Origin of the sequence: Rahnella sikkimica (assembly GCF_002951615.1) — a bacterium.
Classification (GTDB): domain Bacteria; phylum Pseudomonadota; class Gammaproteobacteria; order Enterobacterales; family Enterobacteriaceae; genus Rahnella; species Rahnella sikkimica.
The window spans coordinates 290,331-312,199 of record NZ_CP019062.1 but is presented as its reverse complement, the minus strand read 5'-3'; the positions used below and the strand labels follow the sequence as shown (position 1 = coordinate 312,199).

Here is a 21,869-nt window from a genome sequence, read left to right as displayed (position 1 = left end):
TCAAGCCTGCGTCAGAACCGCAGGGAGCGGCGCACCGCTCCCTTTGGCACATCTCACAGCGCAAATCAGCCGCCGTAAACGTCAAAGTCGAAGTATTTTTTGGCCAGTTTGTCGTAAGTGCCGTCTTTACGCATGCTGTCGAACGCTTTGTTCAGCGCAGCTTGCAGATCGGTTTCGTTCTTACGCAGACCCATACCTGTGCCTACACCGAAGAATTTGTCGTCTTTCACGGAAGGGCCCGCGAACGCGTAATCTTTACCGGCAGCTTGTTTCAGGAAGCCTTCGCTGCCTGCCACTTCATCCTGGAAAGCCACATCCAGACGACCCGAGGCCAGATCGGCGTAGATCAGGTCCTGGTTCTGGTAAGCCACCACGTTGATGCCTTTTGGCTGCCACATTGCGTTGGCATAGGCTTCCTGAGTTGAACCCTGCAACACACCCACGTTTTTGCCTTTCAGCGCGTCCAGGGTTGGCAGAATTTTAGAGCCTTTCGGCGCGATCAGACGGGCGTTAGCGGCGTACAGTTTTTCTGTGAAATCAATTTCCTGCTGACGTTTTTCAGTGATCGACAGGGAAGAGATGATCGCATCAATTTTCTTCGCTTTCAGGGAAGGGATCAGTGCATCAAAATCACTTTCAACGTAAGTACATTTGATGGCTGCGCGCTTACACATCTCGTTAGCCAGATCGATATCAAAACCTACCAGCTTGCCGCTGGAGTCTTTTGATTCAAAAGGGGCATAAGTCGGATCAGTACCGATATTAATTGCTTTAGGCGCGGCAGCAAATGCACTACCTGCACTGGCTAAGACCAGAACCAGCGGAAGAACCTTGAACAACTTTTTCATACATTAGCCTCAGTGATTATTCATCTGTTGTGGTTGTGTGTGCGTGAATGAACGTCTTTTTATAGTTTGCTGAACGGCGCAAATGGCTTTTTGGCCAGGTTTTCTCATGCACGTTCCGTGCCGTTTCTTCGTAAGGTGATTTTCATCTCATGAAGAACGAAAACCGTTCAAAAAAGCATCGGGATAATGAAAGTTTTCAAAGGTCTGAAGAAAGAATAGCTGAAGCGCTCGCGAACATTGCACCTCAATGAATCAAATTGTGATCATCGTTGGTGCAATGTAACGGAATTGCGCGAAAGAGGTGCGTAACGCGGTGGGAAAGTTTAGTGGCTGCCCTGCCATCGAACAAATAAGTCTTCAGGCAGGTCAATATCAAACTGGTCGATCACCCGGTTAACGGTCTGATCGATGATATCTTCCACCGTCGCCGGGCGATGATAAAAGGCCGGAACCGGCGGCATAATAATCGCGCCCAGTTCGGCGGCCTGCGTCATCAGCCGTAAATGCCCCAGATGCAGCGGGGTTTCACGCACACACAGCACCAGACGGCGGCGTTCTTTCAGCACGACGTCAGCCGCGCGCGTCAGTAAGCCATCGGTGTAACTGTTCACAATGCCGGAAAGCGTTTTGATTGAGCACGGCAAAATCACCATGCCCATCGTTTTAAATGAACCGGAGGAAATACTGGCGGCGATGTCGCGGGAATCATGCACCACGTCGGCCAGCGCCTGAACATCACGCAGCGTCAGATCGGTTTCCAGCGTCAGCGTCTGACGGGCGGCGTTGCTCATCACCAGGTGGGTTTCAATATCAGGCACGCTTTGCAGCACCTGCAATAAACGGACGCCATAAATCGCGCCACTCGCGCCGGAAATACCGACGATAAGTCGTTTCATAAACACTGCCTCAGGAAATTTGCGCGAAACAATCAGTATGAATGAACTAATCAATATGAATAAGTATACACGCCGGAGAATGGGTCTGACTTTGCCGGAATGCCGGGGAATTGGCAACCTTAAGGCACAGGAATTTGAACGGGGAAGACAGGCGGAGAGCATAACAATAACGCGCCCGCCCGGCCTTTCAGCCTGAGCGGGCGCATTGCAAAGGCTTTAGCCTTCGTTATGCATTTCGAGGTTTTCAGCTTCCTGCTGGCCACGTAATGCCTGAGCATCATCGTTGCGCAGCGCTTCGAGGTATTCCAGATAGTCCTGGTCAACGTCTTTGGTGACGTAAATCCCGTCGAAAACGGAACACTCAAACTTCTCGATGTCGGTATTGTCTTCTTTCACTGCGGCGATAAGGTCGCTCAGATCCTGGAAGATTAACGCATCGGCACCAATGATCTGATTGATTTCGCTGACTTCGCGACCGTGTGCAATCAGTTCGTTAGCGCTTGGCATATCGATACCGTAGACGTTCGGGAAACGAATTTCCGGCGCAGCGGAGGCCAGATAAACGCGTCGCGCACCGGCTTCACGTGCCATCTCAACAATCTGCTGAGAGGTGGTGCCGCGCACGATAGAGTCATCGACCAGCAGAACGTTTTTACCACGGAATTCAGCGCGGTTAGCGTTCAGTTTACGACGTACAGATTTACGGCGTTCCTGCTGGCCCGGCATGATAAAGGTACGGCCCACGTAGCGGTTTTTCACAAAACCCTGACGGTACGGTTTATCCAGAATACGCGCGATTTCCAGCGCGATATCGCAGGAGGTTTCCGGGATCGGAATGACCACATCGATATCCAGATCTTCCCATTCACGGGCAATTTTCGCGCCCAGCTTTTCACCCATACGGACACGGGCGCTGTAGACGGAAATTTTGTCAATGAACGAATCAGGGCGTGCGAAATACACGTATTCGAACAGGCACGGATTGTACTGCGGATCATCAGCGCACATGCGGGTAAACAGCTGGCCTTTTTCGGTGATGTACACCGCTTCGCCCGGCGCGACATCACGCAGGAACTCAAAGCCCAGCGTATCAAGCGCCACGCTCTCCGAGGCCACCATGTACTCGTTGCGGCCATCTTCCAGCGTACGTTTGCCGATAACCAGCGGACGGATACCGTGCGGATCTCGGAACGCCAGCATGCCGTGGCCGATAATCATCGCCACACAGGCATACGCGCCACGAATTTTCAGGTTCACGGCAGCCACGGCGGCGAAAATGTTGTCAGCTTCCAGCGGGTAATGCTGGAAACGGTCCAGTTCACTCGCCAGAATATTGAGCAGAATTTCAGAATCGGAAGTCGTGTTCACATGACGGCGCTGGCCTTCGAACAGGTTGCTTCTCAATTCGTGAGCATTGGTCAGGTTACCGTTGTGGGCCAGTGTGATGCCGAACGGAGAGTTGACGTAGAAAGGTTGAGCTTCTGAGGCACTGGAACTGCCAGCCGTTGGGTAGCGAACATGGCCGATACCCATGTTGCCTTGTAAGCGTTGCATATGGCGGGCTTCAAAAACATCTTTCACCAGGCCATTGGCTTTCCGTAAACGGAAATTGTTATTGGCATCGATGGTGGTGATGCCAGCAGCATCCTGCCCACGGTGTTGTAACACCGTTAACGCGTCATAAATCGACTGGTTTACCGGCATGAAACCGGCGATACCGACAATACCGCACATGTTGTCTTTTCCTCTTCAGCGCTGCCAGAACTAAATATGTTTTGGCAAGAAACTCGACGTGCTCTGCAGGTAGTCAAAGAACCACCTGATGATATAACTGAACTGTGGGATCAACTGGGATTGTTTCCAGTCGTCACTTTGCGAAAAACTGGTGAAGGTATCCAGGAAGAACAGCATCGCGGAGACGATAAGTACACCACGCAGCGCGCCGAAGCACACACCTAACACCCTGTCAGTGCCGGACAACCCGGTTTTTTCAACCAGTGAACTGATCACATAGTTGACAATTGCACCTACGATCAACGTCGCGATGAACAAGATGGCAATTGCGATCCCGTTTCGAACTAACTCATCTTCGAAACGCGTGAAGTAGATGGCGAGATACGGGTAATAATGACTGGCGACAAAGAAGGCGCAAGCCCAGGTAACCAGTGATAAAGCCTCGCGAACAAAGCCACGGATTAAACTGACTAAGGCAGAAAATCCGATAACCGCAATGATGACGTAATCAATCCAGACCATTAACAATTCCAGTGTCTAATCTAGTCGCGTCTACCCCGGCATCCAAATCGCTGCGAATTCTAACAGAAAAAGAAAACGTTTGCGTAGCGGAAATCAGCCGGTCAGACAAATTAATAATAGCGATTAAAAAAACCTCAACCGCAGCATAAACCTATAAAATCTTAACCGGCAGATCTTATAGAAAAAGGGCACAAATCGCTTGTGCCCTCCCTGGTATTTTTCGTGTTTTTAGTGCCTTCCGGCCTCCACGCTCTCACGGGGAACCGCAAGATTAGTGCGCCGAGTAAGAACGCACCTGCCCACCTAACCCGCTAAGCTGTTGCAGCTGAGGGAGTGAAGCTTCCAGTTTTTGTTTTGACGCATCCGGACCCACATAAAGCCGCGTGATTTGCCCCTGCACCGGCGTCGCCGGAACGGAATAAGCACGGAATCCTGAAAGCCGCAAAGTCGCGACAATCTCAGTAGCCTTCGCCGCATTTTTCAATGCGCCGAGCTGAACGACATAAGACTGCCCCGCCGGTGCTTTTTCTTCCGGCGCAGGCTTAGGCTGCTCAACCGCTTTCGGTTGTTCGACCGGCTTAGGCTGCTCAGCAACAACTTTAGGTTGTTCAACCGGCTTCGTCTGTTCGACTGGTTTCGGTTTCGCCACCGGTTTAGCTTCCGCCAGTGGTTTAGGTTCGATCACTTTCGGTTTCTGAGGCGCGGGTTTAACCTGAGCCGGTTTCGCTGGCACCGTTTGCACCGGCTTCTTCTGTTCCGGCAGCGTCGTGACCGGCGGTGCTTCGACCGTCGTATTCCCCGGCGCTACGTTGCCATGATTGGCGGCATTGGTGTTGGTCGCCGCATTATCGATGTCCTGCGCCCCGTTCATGGCCTGATTCGCGCCTTCCGGCGGCTGAGCAGGTAATGATTGCGTCACAGGCGGTATGGCATCCTGCTCCTCAACATCCCCCGCTTTTGGCACCAATGGAATAGACGCAAATTCGTCTTCGTAATGCTTTTTCTTGCCGTCGAGTAAACCGGGCAAAATGATCACGCCCAGCGCCACCAGAATGACCGTCCCGACCAGGCGGTTTTGAAACTTACTAGCCACTGGTTTTCCCCGTATCTATAGCATCCATGACGTGCGCTACGGTGTGGAACGAACCGCAGACAATCACAATATCCTGAGGAGCCGCCTCCTGCATAGCCTGTCTCCAGGCAGACTCCACATCATCAAACCGGTGCGCCTGAGGCAGGTGCGAGGCCAGCTCTTCAACGCTGGCACCGCGCGGCCCTTGCAACGGTGCGCAATACCATTCATCCACCTGAGGCGACAGGCAAGCCAGCGTACCGGCAATATCTTTGTCTTTCAACATACCCACCACCGCACGCACTTTCCCGCCATTGCGCGGCTGTTCAGCCAGGCGTCCGGCCAGATAAGCCGCAGCGTGCGGATTGTGCGCCACGTCAAGAATAAGGCGCGGCGATTCACTCACCGTCTGGAAACGTCCCGGCAGCGCCGCACGCTGCAAGCCGCTGCGTAAGGCCTCTTCAGGGATATCCAGCGTCGAATAATGCAGCGCGGCCAGCGCCGTGGCAGCATTCGGCAGCGGAACGTTTGGCAGCGGCAATTCGTCCAGTATGGTGACTTCTTCGCCATCCTGCAAAGCCGTCCAGCGCCAGTTTGCGGGACTTGCCGCGAAACTCCAGTTTTCACCCCGGCGGTACAAATCTGAATGTTTCTCTTTTGCCACATCGGCAATGGATTGCGGCATATCCGGCTCGCCGACTACGGCTGGCGTGCCTGAACGGAAAATGCCGGCTTTCTCGCGGCCAATGCTCTCGCGATCGGAACCCAGCCAGTCAGTATGATCCAGCGCGATGCTGGTGACGACCGACACATTGGCATCGACAATATTCGTGGCATCCAGACGCCCGCCCAGCCCGACTTCGAGGATAACAATATCCAGCTTCGCCTGTTTGAACAGCTGTAACGCCGAGAGCGTGCCGTACTCGAAATAGGTCAGGGAAATATCGCCCCGCCCGGCTTCCAGCAGCGCAAAAGAGGCGCAGTGCGCAGACTCAGGCAACTCTTCGCCCTGAATACGAACGCGCTCGGTATAGCGGACAAGGTGCGGGGAACTGTAAACGCCCACACGGTATCCTGCGGCCATCAGAATGGCTTCCAGCGTCGCACAGGTGGTGCCTTTGCCGTTGGTCCCTGCGACGGTGAAAACGCGTGGCGCAGGTGTCAGCAAATCGAGTTGAGTCGCTACCGCTTTGACCCGGTCAAGGCCAAGCTCGATAGCCTGAGAATGGAGGTTTTCGAGATAATAAAGCCACGTGGCCAAAGGCGACGTGGCTTGAGGGATAAGTTGATTTTGCATGAGTCCCGTTCAACCTGCGTTAGGTTCACTTCGACACTACATCACCAGACTGTGATAGCAGGCAATGCCCTCTTTGTCAGAACTGACGAAGAGTAAAAGCACAGCCAGGAGGTGCCGGGCGGCATAAAACAGGTTACCGCCCGAAAAACTGACCGGCTTTTACCTCGTCCGGTCAGGCATCCTGATGATGGTCAGCGGCAGAACCGTCGACAGCAGAATGGACGTCAGACACATTCGGCTCCGGTTGCCCGGTCAGTTTTGCCAGAACGCTGCCGAGTTTGGCGCGCATGTCCGGACGACGCACGATCATATCAATCGCGCCTTTCTCAATCAGGAATTCACTGCGCTGGAAGCCCGGCGGCAGTTTTTCACGAACAGTTTGCTCGATAACGCGTGGACCGGCAAAACCGATCAGCGCTTTCGGCTCAGCGACGTTGATGTCACCCAACATGGCGAGGCTGGCAGAAACGCCACCCATGGTCGGGTCAGTCAGTACAGAAATGTACGGCAGACCGCGTTCCTGCAATTTCGCCAATGCGGCACTGGTTTTTGCCATCTGCATCAGCGACATCAGCGCTTCCTGCATACGCGCACCACCACTGGCAGAGAAGCACACCAGCGGGCAGCTGTCTTCCATCGCCTGTTCTACGGCACGCACAAAGCGAGCACCCACCACGGACGCCATTGAACCGCCCATGAAGGCAAATTCAAAAGAAGCCACCACGATTGGCATACCAAACAGCGTGCCTTTCATGACGATCAGGGCGTCTTTTTCGTTGGTCTCTTTCTGTGCAGCAACCAGACGATCTTTGTATTTTTTGGAATCTCTAAACTTCAGAACATCTTTAGGCTCAAGCTCGCTGCCTAATTCAACCTCACTACCCTCGTCCATGAAAGTGGACAGACGCATACGCGCGGTAAGGCGCATGTGGTGGTCACACTTAGGGCAAACCATGAGGTTGCGCTCAAGCTCGGCGCGGTAAAGAACCTGCCCGCAGCTGTCACATTTAGTCCAGACGCCCTCAGGAATACTTGCCTTACGGGTTTGCGAGTCAGTGCTCTTACTAAGAATTCGTTCAATCCAGCTCATCGATAACCTTTCTGTTTGAACCCGGCCGAAGCCAGTCCGCTGTTCATGCAGTAACAAGTCCCCTGAAACCTACCCAAAAACGCCTGCGCACGGAGTGTCAAAAAACCTCACACACCGCATCGCAGAAGGGTTGTTCGCAGGAACAGACCATAAATTGTCGCTCATTAAACCATAATGGCCAGACACTGTGGATAAAAAACTGGTCCACCCTCTGGTTTAATGCCTTAAATTTTAACGCGCTTGCGCAAAAATTCGCCGCAGATTAATCCTGCTGACGCTTTTCTTTCGCCGCTGCGCGTTTGTGCCGCCAGATTTCTACCACACCCGGCAGAATCGAAACCACGATAATCGCAACGATCAGTAATTTCAGATTTTCCTGAACAATCGGCAGATCGCCAAAAAGGTAGCCAGCATAGGTAAATAACAGAACCCAAACCAGCGCACCAATCACGTTATACGCCGCGAAATGGCGGTAGGACATATGTCCCATACCGGCCACAAACGGTGCAAACGTGCGGACGATCGGCACGAAGCGCGCAAGAATAATCGTTTTGCCACCATGTTTCTCGTAAAACTTGTGGGTCTTGTCTAAATAACTGCGGCGGAAAATTTTTGAATCCGGATTGCTGAACAGCCGCTCACCAAACACCCGTCCGATAGTGTAGTTCACCGCATCACCGAGGATCGCCGCAATGGCCATCAGCAACACCATCAAATGCACGTTCATGTCATTACTTGGCAATGCCGCCAGCGCGCCCGCCACGAACAGCAGCGAATCGCCCGGTAAAAACGGCGTCACCACCAGACCCGTTTCACAAAACAGGATCAGGAACAAAATCCCGTAAACCCAGATGCCGTACTGGGCAACCAGCTCCGCTAAATGCACATCAATATGAAGAATAAAATCAATAATAAAGTGGATAAAACTCATTTGATTTACCGTCCCATATGTTCTTTAAAACGTGGCGTAAAAATCACGTGTACTGTTCCCTAATCTTCCAGGAACAAGGGGCCCATACTGACCTGAGGTAATGCAAATTTCTCAGGGTAATCAACAGATACCAGATACAACCCTTCCGCTTTGCCGGTCGCCGCAGCGAGATTGCGATCTTTCGCTGCCAGCAGTTGCGCCATCCAGCCCACCGGCTGATTTCCGGCACCGATTTCAACCAGACTGCCCACGATATTTCTCACCATATGATGCACAAAGGCGTTCGCCTTAATATCCACCACCACATAATGACCGTGGCGGCTGACATTCAGGTGCATCATGTAACGCCACGGCGTGCGCGACTGGCACTGGGACGCACGAAACGACGTAAAATCGTTTTCCCCGAGCAAGGCCTGCCCGGCGAGCTGCATTTTTTCGACGTCAAGCGGCATGTGGACGTGCGTGACGCCGGTATGCAAAATCGCCGAACGGTAGCGATTATTGTAAATCACATAGCGATAACGGCGTGCCGTGGCGCTAAAACGTGCATGAAAATCTTCAGGGACACTGGCACACCAGCGCACGGCGATATCTTTCGGCAGATGGGTATTGACGCCCATCGTCCACGCGGCGTCTTTGCGCAAAACCGGCGTATCGAAATGCACTACCTGCCCGGTGGCACTGACACCCGCGTCGGTACGCCCGGCGCAGAGCACCACAATCGGCGCATCCGCCACGCGGCTCAGGGCTTTTTCCAGACACGCCTGGACGCTCGCCGCGCCCTGTTGTTTCTGCCAGCCATAATATTCACTGCCGTTGTACTCAATGCCTAACGCCACGCGCCCCGCAACAACCGGAGCCACGACGTCAGCAATCACTTCATCGGACATGATCAGTACCAGTATTCGTTAATCAGTTTTTCTGCGGTCTCAACCGCCATCAGGGCACCGCCGAAACGCACGTTGTCAGCCACTGACCAGAATTGAAGTAACTCAGGCACCCCGTAGTCATTGCGGATACAACCAATGCTCAGGTTCGCGTTACCGGAAGCGTCGCTGACCTGCGTCGGGAAATCATCTTCTTCGCTGAGGCTGATATCATCGATACGTTCGAGTTCAGTACGCGCTTCTTCCGCTGACAGCGGACGCAAACCTTCGAGATGCACAACCTGCGCATGGCCGTAAAATACCGGAGACTGCACACAGCTGACGGAAATAGGCAGACCATCATTTTGCAGGACTTTGCGAACCTGATCGACCAGACGACGCTCCTGAAGAACGCTGCCCTCTTCATCGCTCACCAGCGGCAACAGGTTAAACGCCAGCTGCTTAGTGAAAATACCTTCTTCTGCCGGGATACCGTTAAGCAGACGGGCGCTTTGGCCGGCCAGATCGTCCACGGCGGCTTTACCCAGCGCGGAAACGGACAGCAGAGAAGTAACATGCAGACGGGCAAGCCCGGCCTGTTCGGTCAGCGGCTTGATCGCCGTCAGAAGCTGGCTGGTCAGGCTATCGGCAACCGCCACGATATTACGGTTACGGTAATGGGACAGCGCGTCCGGGTTCACGCCCGGCACCACCAGCGGAATATCGTTTTCGAGGGAGAACAGACCGCTGCTGTCGATCACCAGACAACCCTGATTTGCCGCTTCTTCGGCATACAGCGCAGAGGCTTCGTGGCCGGCAACAAAGAACGCCAGCTGAACCTGTGACCAGTCAAACCCGGATGCCAGCTGTACGCGCAGACTTTTGCCATTAAAACGCACGGTCTGACCCGCACTGCGGTCACTGGCCAGCGGGAAGAGCTCACCAACCGGGAACTGACGTTCAGCCAATAATTCCAGTAACGCATCACCGACTGCGCCCGTCGCGCCAAGCAGCGCAATATTCCAGCCATCAGACATGTTGGTTTTCTCCAGAAAATAAAAGTACAAAGACAAGGGGCGATGAATAATCACCGCCCTGCTTTCAAATAGTTATCGCGTCACTGTAGGCTAAAAAGCTTAAGGCCGTGTTAAGACGGGTTTAAATCAGCCAGGCTGGCTGTTAAATCCGAGCTTTTTCAGGACGTCTGCCGTCGCTGCATCATCGCAAATAACACGTAAAGACGACCACTCGCGGCGTTCTTCATAGAACTTGCGCAGCTTATCGAATTCGCCCGGTTTCCCGGCAACACGGCGCAAAGGCCGGTCATCGCGGCGCACATCATACACTAAGTGGATAAGCCGCAGCAGTTTGGCTTCGCTGAGCGCGCCGCGTAAAGTGACTTCGGCGAATTCCGGCGCAGGCAACAGGGATTCCAGCGGCACAGTTTGCGGTTGTCCGATGAACTGGCTGAACGCTTCGAAAACCTGCGTGGTGCCACGCGCTTTCCCTTCCAGACTGTAACCGGCAATGTGCGCGGTTCCGATGGCAACTTTATCCAGCAATGCCAGCGACAAATCAGGTTCCGGTTCCCAGACATCCAGCACGGCGGTCAGTTTTTTGCTTCCGTTCAGCGCATCCAGCAGCGCGGCGTTGTCGACAACTTCACCACGGCAGGCGTTAATCAGAATACGGTCAGCCGGCAGACGCGCCAGTAAATCCGCATCCACCAGATGATGCGTGGCATACGGGCCAGACATATTCAGCGGAGTATGGAACGTCAGAATATCGGCTTCGGCGACCAGTTTTTCCAGCGGCCAGAATTCACCGGCATCGCCGCGATCGGCGCGCGGCGGATCGCAAAGCAGTGTACGGATGCCCAGCGCTTCCAGACGGGCGTTCAGGCGCGAACCCACATTACCGACGCCAATGATCCCGACCGTTTTGTCGCGCAGTTGAAAACCGTCGCGCTGCGCGAGGATCAGGAGTGAAGAAAAGACATATTCCACCACCGCAATCGCATTGCAGCCCGGCGCCGCCGAGAAGCCAATGCCCTGCGTGGCAAGCCATGCGTCATCAACGTGATCGGTACCCGCCGTTGCGGTACCCACAAATTTCACCGGTTTTCCCGCCAGCAAACTTTCGTTCACTTTCGTCACGGACCGCACCATCAGTGCATCAGCATCATTGAGCGCATCTTGTGGAATTGGGCGGCCAGGCACGGCCTGTACGTTCCCCAACCGGCTAAAAAGCTCGACGGCATACGGCATATTTTCATCAACCAGGATTTTCACGTTTGTCTCCGGCAGCAAGGCCTAAGAAAGAATAGAAAATAAAGAGGACACTGATTTTGCCACGATATGAAATGAGATCCCAACCGGGTTTACCTGTCGTTACGAAAACGTTGTGGCGTGGTGCCGGAAATGTGCTGGAACATGGCGATAAACGCCGACGCCGAGCTGTATCCCACATCCAGCGCAATCTCGTGTACGGTTTTGCCCTGCTCTAACAACGAGATGGCATGCAGAAAGCGCAACCGCTGACGCCATTCCGCAAATCCCATGCCCAGCTCCTGCTGGCAGCGGCGCGATAGCGTCCGTTCGGTGGTGTAAACCTGCGTCGCCCATTGCGCCAGCGGCGTATTATCCGCCGGATTTTTCTCCAGCGCACTCAGCACCGGTGAGAGTAATTTATCTTCGGAAGTGGGCAGATAGGTATTCTGACGCGGTGCCAGACTGATTTGATCCAGCAACACGCGGCACATGCGCAGGTCCGCTTCGGTGACCGGCTCCGACATATTGCGCGAAAAGCAGTCATCGGCAATCGCATTGAAAATGGCCGTCGGCGTCAGCAAACATGGTGTGGAAGGCAGATCTTTATCCAGCGCCGGGGCGATATCAATCGCACAAAATCGCGTGGTTTTGCGGTTATAGCTCGAATGCTCCACACCGGCAGGCACCCAGATCGCAAACTCGCGCGGTGCCAGATAGCGTTTTCCGGCCACCCGCATCGCCAGAACGCCGGATTTCACGCAGATAATCTGGCTCCACGGATGTGAATGCTGCACATACTCGGAATTCCCCTCGACAATCTCGCCGCGAAACAGCAGTGTCACCGGCGTTTTTTCCGGCAAGGGCGGATAATAGCGGGGAGAGGACGGATTCGGAGATGAAACGCGCGGAGCTGGCATAAAATCCTTTTGTCTGTAAGCGATATTGCGATTGTCTTAATTGCGGAAACAGTTGTCTGATTATCGTTATATCTAACAAATAAGACAATCGTACACTTGCGTTACGATTTACTCAGGGACAATTTCCAATGAATGTACTTTTTCCGCTGCTGGCCGTGCTGATCTGGTCACTGAACGCGGTCGTCAGCAAGGCCGCATCCAGTGCGATAGATCCGGCCGCCATCTCTTTTTACCGCTGGCTTCTGGCGCTGGTAACGCTGACGCCTTTTATCCTGCCCGGCGTTCTGCGTAACCTGCAAGCCGTCAGGCAATACTGGTGGAAACTGCTGATCCTCGGTCTGCTCGGAATGGTGCTTTATCAGAGCCTGGCGTACTACGCGGCGCACAGCGTCAGCGCCCTGTTTATGGGGATCCTTAACTCCCTGATCCCACTGCTGACGGTGCTTATCGGCCTGTTTGTCCTGAGCGTGGTACCCACGGTTGGCGTGGCGGTCGGCAGTATTGTTTCTCTCGGCGGACTCATCTGGCTGGTGAGCGCAGGGGATCCGGCGCAGTTGCTGCAACACGGTATCGGCACCGGGGAGCTGATGATGTTTGCCGCGTCCGCGTCTTACGCGCTGTATGGCGTACTGACCAAGCGCTGGGCGATCCCGCTGCCTAACTGGCAATCGTTGTATGTGCAGATCATTTTTGGCGTCTTACTGCTGCTGCCTAACTTCCTGATGGCGAAAGATGTCAGCCTGACCGTACACAATATTCCGCTGGTGCTTTTCGCGGGGATCCCGGCGTCAATCATTGCGCCTTATTTGTGGATCCAGGGCGTTATCCGCCTGGGTGCGAACAAAGCCTCTATTTTCATGAACCTGTCGCCGATTTTCACGGCCATCATTGCCGTATTATTCCTGCACGAACAGCTGCAAAGCTATCATCTGATTGGCGGCGGTATCACGCTGGTCGGGGTTATCCTCGCGCAACGCCTGCGAAAACCGTTGTTTGGCCACAAGCCGGACGGATTCCAAAAAGAAACACGTTAAATCTGGCTGTCATCCGCCATTCAGGTGGATGGCACCTTCCCCTTTTACGCTTTTGCGTAGAGTAAGATGTTTTTACCCGCCGTTTTCAGAAACAATATCCCCATGAATGTTCACCGGGCTGCTATTCACGGTGTCCGTTAAAACACTTTGCAGGTATGATGAGGCGCTTCTGCGCTCTGCGCCGCGCTTTCTCATCAAGCGACGTTTACATTTCCAGCGAAGGACGGTGATATGCAACCTTTGAGCGGCCCGGGCATGCCGGTTGGCGACAACAGAACACAGCCCCAGGGTCAGACCGTTCCGGTTAAACCGGGAGGCGAATTACCGCTCACACCGGCACAGCGCACCACGCTGGAAAAGCTGATTGTGAAACTGATGGCGCTGACGCCCATCAAATCTGCCGAGATCTGGGCTAATTTACGCCACGATCTTTCTCTGCCTCATGATGCAGAAATCACTTCATCACAATTTCCTCAGGCACAGACGTTGTTGCAGGGGAAACTGACTCAGGCCCAAGACAGCCACGCGACCCGCCAGCTGATGTTGCAGCTGACCGAGCTGTTGCCGCAGGGCAATAACCGGCAGGCCGTCAGCGATTTTATTCGCCAGAACTTTGGTCATACCGTTCTGAGCCAGCTGACGCATCCGCAACTTCAGCAAGTGCTGGATCTGATCCAGACACGTCAGATGAATATTCCGCAACCTCAGCAGACGCCGGTCACCGATCGCCCGTTGCTGCCTGCGGAACATAACAGCCTGCAACAACTGGTCACACGCCTCAGTGCGGCGACCGGCGAAGCGCCGGTCAAAGTCTGGCAGCAACTGTTCAATCTGGTGGGCGTAAAAGTTGGCGATTCGATCCCGGCAAAGCATTTTCAATTGTTGAGCCAGTTCATGCAGGTGAAAGCATCACTCAGCCAGCAAACCACTGCGCCGACGCTGACCACGCTGCTGAGCGTTCTGAAACAACCGGCCAGCACGCATGAAATACGTCAGCTCACCGAGTATGTCGAAAACCGTTTCAGCGCGACGTTATCCACGCCACTGACGCCGGTTCAGGTCAGTGATCTGATTGGCGTATTGTTCAGCCAGCGCGTTGACCGTTCGCCGCGTGCGGAAAACATCGATGACAGCTTTACCACCGTGTCGCGCACTGATCCTCAGCCAATCATGAATCCTTTCGTGGCCATGTTGCCGCCTTCCATGCAGGCGCTTGGCGGCAAGCCGTTGTTGTTTATCGCTTTTGTGGTGGTCGTACTATTACTGTGGGCGGTTTTTTAAACCACTGCTCACGCACAACCGCAATCATCTGGGGCGAAGTCTGCCGGATAGACTCCGCGCGCTTCGCCTTCCACCACCGGATGCCGGTCGCGGATCCAGAAATCCAGCCCGCCGATCATTTCTTTCACCCGGAACCCCAGTTTCGCCAGTTTGTACGCGCCCTGCGTAGAGCCGTTACAGCCAATCCCGTCGCAATACGTGACATACACCACGTCTTTACTCAGGCCGCAGGTGCTTTCTGCCGTCATATTCTTATGCGGAAAACTGACAGCACCGGGCACATGACCGCGCGCATAATGTTCAGCAGAACGGGTATCAATAACCACAATACCGGCCACGCCATTTTGTAAATCGGCTGCCACATCCGCGGCATCGGTATAAAAACTCAGCTTCGACAGCAAATAGGCTGCGCTGACTTCGGGAGACGGCGGTTCGTAAGCCAGAACATAAGACGTCTGTGACATAAAATTTTCCTCTGCAATTCACTGTGTTGAAAACAGGTTCATCATCTCTGTTTTTGGCCTTATGATTAATACCAATTTCAGCCCATCAATAAGACCCATTATGGCTAACCTGTCTCAACCGTCGGCTTTGATTACGCTTTTTGAAAACGCGGACAAAACGACCGGCCTGCGCGACCGGCTTTGCGCGGTGCTGCGGAAGGCCATTAATACCGATGCGCTGGCTGTCGGGCAGCGGCTTCCTTCTTCACGAATGCTGGCTGCCGATTTAAAAGTCTCACGCATTACAGTGGAAGCGGCCTATGCGCAGATAGAAGCCGAAGGGTATTTGCAGCGCCAGACCGGAAAAGGGACATTCGTCAGCCAGTCACTTCCCCGCCCTTCTGCGACACGAGCAAAAGGGCACACACCCGCGAAACTTTCCACGCTTTCAGCGCGGGGCCGGGACATTGTGGCAACCGGCGGCTGCAACGACCCGCAATTCCCCACGGCTTTCGCAGCAGGCTCCCCCGATTTACGCGCGTTTCCCCTGAAAATCTGGAAGCAAATCACCGCTAAACAATTGCGCACGCAAGGCGAACGTTTGCTGGGTTATGGCGATCCGCAGGGATATTTACCCCTTCGCCAGGCGATTGCCGGTTATCTGCAACAGTCGCGCGGCGTACTGTGTTCCGCTGATCACATCATGATCACCACCAGTTCCCAGCAGGCACTGCAACTGTTGTCGATGTTGCTGATTGATCCTAACGATACAGTCTGGCTTGAAGAACCCGGTTATCCGGGAGCCCGTAATGCGTTTACCAGTGCCGGTGCGCGCCTTTGTGCGATACCGGTGGATGAACAGGGCATCAGTCCGGCTGACGACTCTCCTTCGCCGCGTCTGATCTATCTCACGCCTTCTCACCATTACCCCACTGGCGTAAGCCTGAGTCTGTCCCGCCGTCTGCATATACTGGATTACGCCAAACGTCAGGAAAGCTGGATCATTGAGGACGATTACGACAGCGAACTGCATTACGACGGACGCCCCCTTCCGGCCATGCAGGGGCTGGACAAGCACCAGCAAGTTATCTATCTGGGCACCTTCTCAAAGGTTTTATTCCCCTCGCTGCGTCTGGCTTACATCGTGCTGCCCCCGTCACTGGTCGCACCGATGGTGACGCTGCGAACCGTCAGTGACGGTCATTCTTCACAGCTGATGCAGGCGGTGACCGCAGAATTTATACAAAGCGGTCATTTCGCCTCGCACCTGCGTCTTTCCCGCCAGCTTTATCAGAGCCGCCGCGATCATCTGCTGGAGCAAATCCGGCAAAAAATTGACTGGCTGACCCCGCAGGTTGCGGCCGGGGGCTTACAGATCGCGGCGCATTTGCCTGCCGGACAAGAACAGCGACTCAGTGCACTGGCCGCCAAAGCGGGCATCGAAACCCCACGCCTTTCCCCGCTGTTTCTCAATCAGAGCGAACTCCACGCGCTGCATCGCGATGGCTGGTTGCTGGGCTTTTCTGCCCTCACGCCCGCAGAAATTGCTTCCGCCGTTAACCGGCTGGCCGCTATCAATACCGGCGCGTTCAACTGATTAACGGGAGCAGGAACCAGCCAGCAACACCGCTGAACAGCAGGAACGGGAACGAGTAAAAGTGGAATTTCAGCCAGATCGTTTTGTCATTTGCCATGCGCAATGCAATCAGGTTAGCCAGCGATCCCATCGCCAGACCAAATCCACCGGCGTTCACGGCGTAGGCGAGTAGCGGGCCGGAAGGCAGATAGTTAATCATCAGGATCGTCGCCGGCACGTTGCTGATGACCTGAGACAACCCGATGCTCAGCAAATAATGTCCGTAATCTGGCAGCCCGTGAATTCGCGCGAAAACCGGCTGTAAAACGTCTAACCCGACAATCAGACGCACATCGATGAACATCACGATAAACACCAGGATCAGCGGCCAGTCGATCCGCAGCAGGACTTTTCGCGCCAGCAGCAGGAAACACAGGATCACCGCGAGTAATCCGTACAACGCCAACCCCAGATCCACGCAGGCAATAAAGACGACGTACAGAACGCCACAGCTGGCTAAAAGACGCTTCTGGAACGGGTAGCCCTCATTGTTTGCCGTTTTTTTAAGGCTGCGCGACGGGAAACAAAAGCCGGTGACAATCAGCAGTGCTAGCAGTGTCACCAGCGCCAGCGGAGCCATCTGCCCGATAAAATGCAGAAAGGACTGGCCGGATTTATTCCATAAAAGGATATTTTGCGGATTACCAATCGGTGTCAGCAATGAGCCCGCATTCACCGCCAGCGCTTCAAATATGATCAGCCGCGTAACCGGCAGAGACGTCAGCTTTTTCAGCGTAATCGTCAGCGGGATCACGATAAACAGCGCGACGTCATTGGTCATAAAGGTGGAAAGCACAGCTGCGGCCGTGACCAGAAAAAGCGCCAGCCTGCGTTCGTTGTCGATGGCGTTAATCATCCTACGGCCAACAAAATCAAAGTAGCCGCTGACTTCAACGCCTTTGGTCAGCATCAGCAGACCGAGCAAGGTGATGATGGTGTCCCAGTCGACAAACTGTGGAAACTGCATGATTTTCTCAGTCTGGAACAGCGTCAGAATGACGCCCAGCAACACCAGAAGATGCAAAAATCTGTCGCGCAGAAAGGGTTTAAACACTGTGCTGAAAGCCGTTGTAAGCATGGTTTTTCTTAATTAAAAAAGCCGGTTATCCGATGCGCTGACGTTACCCGAAGAAATTAATTGCTGCCACTCCAAAAGTGATTTCCCCGAGGCATCGCGCAAATAAAAAGGGGCGCATACAGAGCCCCGGCAGCCGTTTGCGGCATATCCCGCAATAACATCAATTGCCGTCATTTTCACCTTGCTGCTGCAAAGCTGACGGGTAGACTCTTGATTATTCTTTCAGCACCCAGATGTGGTACTGACCGTTTTTGAACTCTGCGCCTTCAAGCTCTTTTTCGAAGCCGGGGAATTTTTCCCCCCACTGCGCAATACTGCGGATATAACTGAGCCACGGATCGTTTTTTGCCCCAAAACTTTCGCCAGGCATAACGATAGGAATACCCGGCGGATAAGGGATAACACCCACCGCAGAGACGCGCCCGGCAAGCTTATCCAGCGTCAGGTGTTCACAACGTCCGGCCATGTGATCCTGAAAAGCGGCGCGCGGCAACCGGACAGGAACCGGAATTTTCGCGAAAGCCTCGGACTGAAGTTTATCCATCTGGCTGGTTTTCATGTAGGCAAACATTTCATCACAAAGATCCTTCAGCCCGATGCCGGAATAACGTGTCGCATGGGAGGAAACCAGATCGGGCAGGCAAAGCGTCAGCGGGCTGTTGTCATCGTAATGCTGTTTGAACTCCAGCAGAACGTTGATCAACGTCCCCCACTTTCCTTTAGTAACGCCCACTGAAAACAGACAGAGCACCATGAAATCAGTGGTTCGCGAGGGGACAATCCCGTGCTGGGAAAGAAAGGCCGTCACCATTGCGGCAGGTATCCCGGTCTCGAACATTTTGCCGTCATCGCCCATTCCCGGCGACAGGATGCCCGCTTTTATAGGATCCAACATGCACCAGTCATCATCAAGCTGATCGAAACCGTGCCAGCTTTCTCCCGGTCGGAGCACCCAACAGGCCGGGTCGGTCGTCAGTTGTTCTTTGGAGGCATTAATGAACGGAATTTTTTTACCGGTTTTCACATCGATCACATCAGGTGCATTCCACGGCGAAAAGAACCATTCCCCCTGTGCAGCAAAGGCAGCATGGACTTTTGCCAGCGCCATGCGGAAATCAACGGCTTCGTTGATGACTTCCTGGGTCAGCGATTCCCCCTGTTTACCGTCCATCATTGCTGCCCCGACTTCATTGGCGGCAATGATGGCGTACAGCGGCGACGTGGTGGCCTGCAACATGTAGGACTCATTGAAGCGTGAGTGCTCGACAGGTTTTTTACCGTTTCGGATATGGATGTAGGATGCCTGTGAAAGCGCTGCCAGCAACTTATGGGTGGAGTGCGTGGCAAATACGGTCGGCCCGTCCGGATCATGGTCAGCGGGATTTCCGCGCATCGCATATCTGTCGCGATAGAACGGATTGAAGCGCGCATAGGCATACCAGGCTTCGTCAAAATGGATGTTATCAACGCTTTTCGCCAGCAAGTCTTGTGCCTGTTTAGCGTTATAACACATGCCATCGTAGGTACAGTTGGTGACAACCGCGTAAATGGGCTTGGGATCGGAGGCCAGCTTTTTAAGCGGATGTTCGTCAATTTTCTGCTGAATGGACTCCGCCAAGAACTGCGATTTCGGGATCGGGCCAATGATGCCAAAACGGTTACGTGTCGGAATAAAAAAGACCGGGATGCCGCCGGTCATGACTAATCCCTGCTCGATAGACTTATGGCAATTGCGATCGCACAACGCAAACTGTCCATCGCCTACCACCGCGGTCATAATTGCGCGGTTAGACCCCGAAGTCCCGTTAAGTACCGAGTAAGACTGATGAGAGCCAAAAACCCGTGCGGCATAGGTTTCGGATTCTTTTATCGGACCGCTGTGATCCAACAGAGACCCCAGCGCACCGCGTTCAATACCGGTGTCGGTTCGGAATAAGTTCTCACCGAAGAAGTCGAGAAATTCGCGGCCCACCGCCGTTTTAGTGAACGCAACGCCGCCCTGATGACCGGGGGCGGCCCACGAATATTCCGGTGAATGCTGGGTGTAATTGAACAAGGCTTTGGTAAATGGCGGGAGGAGCTGATCATAATATTTTTCGATCAGAGCAACAGAGCGCGCGGCGATGAACTCAGCGGTGTCCTCGTGCATCCAGACAAACTCATTGACCATTTTCATGGTATCGAGCGTCAGCGTGTCGATACAAGAATGTTCCGCCATCAGCAACACCGGCACGCCTTTATTGCGGCGGCGGATTTCCTGCAACAGCGCAAAGGCCTGACTGTGCGAAGCGTCGTCGTTACCGCCGGACGTCCAGTCAACAAACACACAGCAAATTGATGCATCTGATGCGACGGTGGCAATCCCATCTTCAAAGGTCACCGCCGGGATGACGTTCAGGTTATTGTCTTCAAGCGCTTCAATTAACTCGCGAACAGCACGTCCGTTCGCGGTATTCACATCCGTAATATTACTGTCGACGACCAGTACTTTACGTTTTTTATGGCGATTTAATTCAATCATTTACCTCTCCTTATCATCCTGAATTGAGCATTAATCGGGGAGTCAATCAGTCCAGTTCCAGGGGCTTACCCAATGGATAAGCGTTTTTATGGCGGCGGTTATAGTTGAAGCTGTACATGGCAGTGATCACCATGAGCGCGACAAATGACCACATCACCTCCTCGGCACCTGAACCCACGACCGCCCAGACGCAATACACGAAGGCGATCAGGGTGATGAAGCCATACATTCCCGCGCGGTTGCCCAGGTGACCGTGCCCGACCAGCATTAACGCAGCACAGGTATAGAGATAAGGGACTAACGTGAAAATAACGGAAACCGATGAGACCAAAGCAAACTGCGCTGTAGCATCTGGCGAAATGGTTGAAACCTGAAAGATGGTCATCAGAATACCGAGAACGATAAGCCCTTTAACCGGCACGCCTTTTTCGTTGACCTTGGCAAAAATAGGGGGGAAAAGCCCGTCGTCGGCGGCGGCTTTTGCCGTCTGACTGGCCAGCAGCGTCCAGCCGCCCAGCGAGCCGAGACAACCGGCAGCAGCGCAAAATGTCACAATGGCCCCTGCGGTGTCCCCCATCGCCATGCGTGCCGCATCACCAAACGGCGAGGTTGAGAGCTGCAATGCGGCGTTGGGGATCATCCCCATAATCGCCGTGGTTGAAAGCACATAACAAACCGCAGCGATAAGCACTCCGCCGACGGTGGCAATCGGCACATTCCGTTTGGGGTTTTTAACCACTGCCGCCGCGACCGAAGCACTTTCAACACCAATAAACGACCAAAGCGTGACGCTTAACGTGCTTTGAATGGCCCCAAAAGTACTCTTACCGCTGACGTTCCACGCTTCCATGTAGGTATCGCTTTTAAACCAGAACCAGCCAAAAATAGCGATAGCCAGAATCGGGATCAGCGCCAGAACGGTCGCCACAGCCTGAACCCGGGTAATCATCTTCGCCCCGACAATATTCAGGATGACGAAAAGCCACAGCACGGCGACGCAGGTGAATGTCAGAACCAGAGGTTCTTTTAAAATCGGGAAGAAATAACTGAGATATCCGACGCCGATAACCACCATCGCAATATTGCCCACCCAGCAGGCCAGCCAGTAAAGCAGGTTAGTTTGGTAGCCAAGATAAGGGCCAAATGCCCGGCGTGCATAAGCGTATGACCCGCCCGGGCTGTCATCAAGAGAAGACATTTTGGCGTACACCATGGATAACGCCAGCGCCCCGATGATAGTCACCAGCCAGCCATAAATTGCCACACCGCCGGTTGAAGCCAGATTGGCAGGCAAGAGAAATACCCCCGACCCCATGATGTTGCCCGAAACCATCAGGGTGACCGGGATTAAACCGACTTTTTGAGCCTCTGAATCAGTTGCCATAGATTACCCTTACTAAAAGTAATGCATTAATTTTCAAGGGAATAGCGAA

The 21,869-nt window shown here is 53.8% G+C and carries 20 protein-coding genes; 3 read left to right on the top strand and 17 right to left on the bottom strand.

Annotated elements, in window-relative coordinates; all coding sequences use genetic code 11:
* Nucleotides 1-65: 65 nt before the first annotated feature.
* The 12 genes from argT to BV494_RS01455 all read right to left on the bottom strand — a co-directional run bounded on the left by argT (nt 66) and on the right by BV494_RS01455 (nt 12,443).
* The gene (gene argT / locus BV494_RS01510; RefSeq protein WP_101076128.1) at nt 66-848 is read right to left on the bottom strand and encodes a lysine/arginine/ornithine ABC transporter substrate-binding protein ArgT; all 783 of its coding nucleotides are present in this window, start codon (nt 846-848) and stop codon (nt 66-68) included.
* 323 nt (nt 849-1,171) lie between these two features.
* On the bottom strand, nt 1,172-1,744 hold the full coding sequence (locus tag BV494_RS01505; protein ID WP_104921251.1) for a UbiX family flavin prenyltransferase: 573 nt from the start codon (nt 1,742-1,744) through the stop codon (nt 1,172-1,174).
* A 216-nt stretch (nt 1,745-1,960) separates the two neighbouring features.
* The gene (gene purF, locus BV494_RS01500; RefSeq protein ID WP_104921250.1) at nt 1,961-3,478 is read right to left on the bottom strand and encodes an amidophosphoribosyltransferase; all 1,518 of its coding nucleotides are present in this window, start codon (nt 3,476-3,478) and stop codon (nt 1,961-1,963) included.
* Between the two features lie 30 nt (nt 3,479-3,508).
* Entirely contained in the window at nt 3,509-4,000 is a 492-nt protein-coding gene (cvpA, locus tag BV494_RS01495; RefSeq protein WP_104921249.1) for a colicin V production protein, read from the bottom strand.
* 271 nt (nt 4,001-4,271) lie between these two features.
* A complete protein-coding gene (gene dedD, locus BV494_RS01490; protein WP_104921248.1) occupies nt 4,272-5,093 on the bottom strand; it encodes a cell division protein DedD in 822 nt (273 codons plus the stop codon).
* A complete protein-coding gene (folC, locus tag BV494_RS01485) occupies nt 5,086-6,369 on the bottom strand; it encodes a bifunctional tetrahydrofolate synthase/dihydrofolate synthase (RefSeq protein ID WP_104921247.1) in 1,284 nt (427 codons plus the stop codon). The genes dedD and folC overlap by 8 nt, the downstream gene beginning before the upstream one ends.
* A 172-nt stretch (nt 6,370-6,541) precedes the next feature.
* Nucleotides 6,542-7,459: an acetyl-CoA carboxylase, carboxyltransferase subunit beta gene (accD, locus tag BV494_RS01480; RefSeq protein WP_104921246.1), complete on the bottom strand. Its 918-nt coding sequence runs from the start codon at nt 7,457-7,459 to the stop codon at nt 6,542-6,544.
* A gap of 262 nt (nt 7,460-7,721) precedes the next feature.
* On the bottom strand, nt 7,722-8,390 hold the full coding sequence (locus tag BV494_RS01475; RefSeq protein WP_104921245.1) for a DedA family protein: 669 nt from the start codon (nt 8,388-8,390) through the stop codon (nt 7,722-7,724).
* A gap of 59 nt (nt 8,391-8,449) precedes the next feature.
* Nucleotides 8,450-9,280 carry a tRNA pseudouridine(38-40) synthase TruA gene (gene truA, locus BV494_RS01470; RefSeq protein WP_104921244.1) on the bottom strand — a complete coding sequence of 277 codons (831 nt, stop codon included), beginning with the start codon at nt 9,278-9,280 and terminating at the stop codon, nt 8,450-8,452.
* A gap of 2 nt (nt 9,281-9,282) precedes the next feature.
* A complete protein-coding gene (locus tag BV494_RS01465; protein WP_104921243.1) occupies nt 9,283-10,293 on the bottom strand; it encodes an aspartate-semialdehyde dehydrogenase in 1,011 nt (336 codons plus the stop codon).
* Nucleotides 10,294-10,419: 126 nt separating this feature from the next.
* Nucleotides 10,420-11,547, bottom strand: coding sequence for a 4-phosphoerythronate dehydrogenase PdxB (gene pdxB / locus BV494_RS01460; protein WP_104921242.1), 1,128 nt, complete (start codon nt 11,545-11,547; stop codon nt 10,420-10,422).
* Between the two features lie 89 nt (nt 11,548-11,636).
* Complete coding sequence (locus BV494_RS01455; protein ID WP_104921241.1) at nt 11,637-12,443, bottom strand: AraC family transcriptional regulator; 807 nt, start codon at nt 12,441-12,443, stop codon at nt 11,637-11,639.
* A gap of 128 nt (nt 12,444-12,571) precedes the next feature.
* Between BV494_RS01455 and BV494_RS01450 the strand changes: the two genes are divergently transcribed.
* Entirely contained in the window at nt 12,572-13,477 is a 906-nt protein-coding gene (locus BV494_RS01450) for a DMT family transporter (protein ID WP_104921240.1), read from the top strand.
* Nucleotides 13,478-13,708: 231 nt separating this feature from the next.
* Nucleotides 13,709-14,758, top strand: coding sequence for a flagella biosynthesis regulator Flk (gene flk / locus BV494_RS01445; protein ID WP_104921239.1), 1,050 nt, complete (start codon nt 13,709-13,711; stop codon nt 14,756-14,758).
* Between the two features lie 8 nt (nt 14,759-14,766).
* Here flk and BV494_RS01440 read toward each other — a convergent pair whose 3' ends face one another.
* Nucleotides 14,767-15,222 (bottom strand): rhodanese-like domain-containing protein, encoded by a 456-nt coding sequence (locus BV494_RS01440; RefSeq protein WP_104921238.1) that lies wholly within the window; start codon nt 15,220-15,222, stop codon nt 14,767-14,769.
* Nucleotides 15,223-15,322: 100 nt separating this feature from the next.
* Between BV494_RS01440 and pdxR the strand changes: the two genes are divergently transcribed.
* Complete coding sequence (gene pdxR, locus BV494_RS01435; RefSeq protein ID WP_104921237.1) at nt 15,323-16,798, top strand: MocR-like pyridoxine biosynthesis transcription factor PdxR; 1,476 nt, start codon at nt 15,323-15,325, stop codon at nt 16,796-16,798.
* On the opposite strand, the gene BV494_RS01430 is transcribed toward pdxR, so the two are convergent.
* Genes BV494_RS01430 through adiC form a run of 4 tightly spaced genes read right to left on the bottom strand, consistent with a single transcriptional unit; the run spans nt 16,791 to nt 21,820 of the window.
* A complete protein-coding gene (locus tag BV494_RS01430; protein WP_104921236.1) occupies nt 16,791-17,915 on the bottom strand; it encodes an SLC13 family permease in 1,125 nt (374 codons plus the stop codon). The genes pdxR and BV494_RS01430 overlap by 8 nt on opposite strands.
* 12 nt (nt 17,916-17,927) lie before the next feature.
* Nucleotides 17,928-18,089 (bottom strand): hypothetical protein, encoded by a 162-nt coding sequence (locus tag BV494_RS25665; protein WP_192938056.1) that lies wholly within the window; start codon nt 18,087-18,089, stop codon nt 17,928-17,930.
* A gap of 40 nt (nt 18,090-18,129) precedes the next feature.
* A complete protein-coding gene (locus BV494_RS01425) occupies nt 18,130-20,436 on the bottom strand; it encodes an Orn/Lys/Arg family decarboxylase (RefSeq protein ID WP_104921235.1) in 2,307 nt (768 codons plus the stop codon).
* Nucleotides 20,437-20,482: 46 nt separating this feature from the next.
* Nucleotides 20,483-21,820: an arginine/agmatine antiporter gene (gene adiC, locus BV494_RS01420; RefSeq protein WP_104921234.1), complete on the bottom strand. Its 1,338-nt coding sequence runs from the start codon at nt 21,818-21,820 to the stop codon at nt 20,483-20,485.
* Between the last annotated feature and the right edge of the window lie 49 nt (nt 21,821-21,869).

Excerpts from the sequence above, each read along its gene's own strand:
- BV494_RS01430 (WP_104921236.1), bottom strand. The coding sequence starts at position 17,915 with ATGCTTACAACGGCTTTCAGCACAGTGTTTAAACCCTTTCTGCGCGAC.
- adiC (WP_104921234.1), bottom strand. The coding sequence starts at position 21,820 with ATGGCAACTGATTCAGAGGCTCAAAAAGTCGGTTTAATCCCGGTCACC.
- folC (WP_104921247.1), bottom strand. The coding sequence starts at position 6,369 with ATGCAAAATCAACTTATCCCTCAAGCCACGTCGCCTTTGGCCACGTGG.
- argT (WP_101076128.1), bottom strand. The coding sequence starts at position 848 with ATGAAAAAGTTGTTCAAGGTTCTTCCGCTGGTTCTGGTCTTAGCCAGT.
- BV494_RS01505 (WP_104921251.1), bottom strand. The coding sequence starts at position 1,744 with ATGAAACGACTTATCGTCGGTATTTCCGGCGCGAGTGGCGCGATTTAT.
- BV494_RS01465 (WP_104921243.1), bottom strand. The coding sequence starts at position 10,293 with ATGTCTGATGGCTGGAATATTGCGCTGCTTGGCGCGACGGGCGCAGTC.
- purF (WP_104921250.1), bottom strand. The coding sequence starts at position 3,478 with ATGTGCGGTATTGTCGGTATCGCCGGTTTCATGCCGGTAAACCAGTCG.
- cvpA (WP_104921249.1), bottom strand. The coding sequence starts at position 4,000 with ATGGTCTGGATTGATTACGTCATCATTGCGGTTATCGGATTTTCTGCC.
- truA (WP_104921244.1), bottom strand. The coding sequence starts at position 9,280 with ATGTCCGATGAAGTGATTGCTGACGTCGTGGCTCCGGTTGTTGCGGGG.
- flk (WP_104921239.1), top strand. The coding sequence starts at position 13,709 with ATGCAACCTTTGAGCGGCCCGGGCATGCCGGTTGGCGACAACAGAACA.
- BV494_RS01455 (WP_104921241.1), bottom strand. The coding sequence starts at position 12,443 with ATGCCAGCTCCGCGCGTTTCATCTCCGAATCCGTCCTCTCCCCGCTAT.
- BV494_RS01425 (WP_104921235.1), bottom strand. The coding sequence starts at position 20,436 with ATGATTGAATTAAATCGCCATAAAAAACGTAAAGTACTGGTCGTCGAC.
- BV494_RS01475 (WP_104921245.1), bottom strand. The coding sequence starts at position 8,390 with ATGAGTTTTATCCACTTTATTATTGATTTTATTCTTCATATTGATGTG.
- accD (WP_104921246.1), bottom strand. The coding sequence starts at position 7,459 with ATGAGCTGGATTGAACGAATTCTTAGTAAGAGCACTGACTCGCAAACC.
- BV494_RS01450 (WP_104921240.1), top strand. The coding sequence starts at position 12,572 with ATGAATGTACTTTTTCCGCTGCTGGCCGTGCTGATCTGGTCACTGAAC.
- BV494_RS01440 (WP_104921238.1), bottom strand. The coding sequence starts at position 15,222 with ATGTCACAGACGTCTTATGTTCTGGCTTACGAACCGCCGTCTCCCGAA.
- pdxR (WP_104921237.1), top strand. The coding sequence starts at position 15,323 with ATGGCTAACCTGTCTCAACCGTCGGCTTTGATTACGCTTTTTGAAAAC.
- BV494_RS25665 (WP_192938056.1), bottom strand. The coding sequence starts at position 18,089 with ATGACGGCAATTGATGTTATTGCGGGATATGCCGCAAACGGCTGCCGG.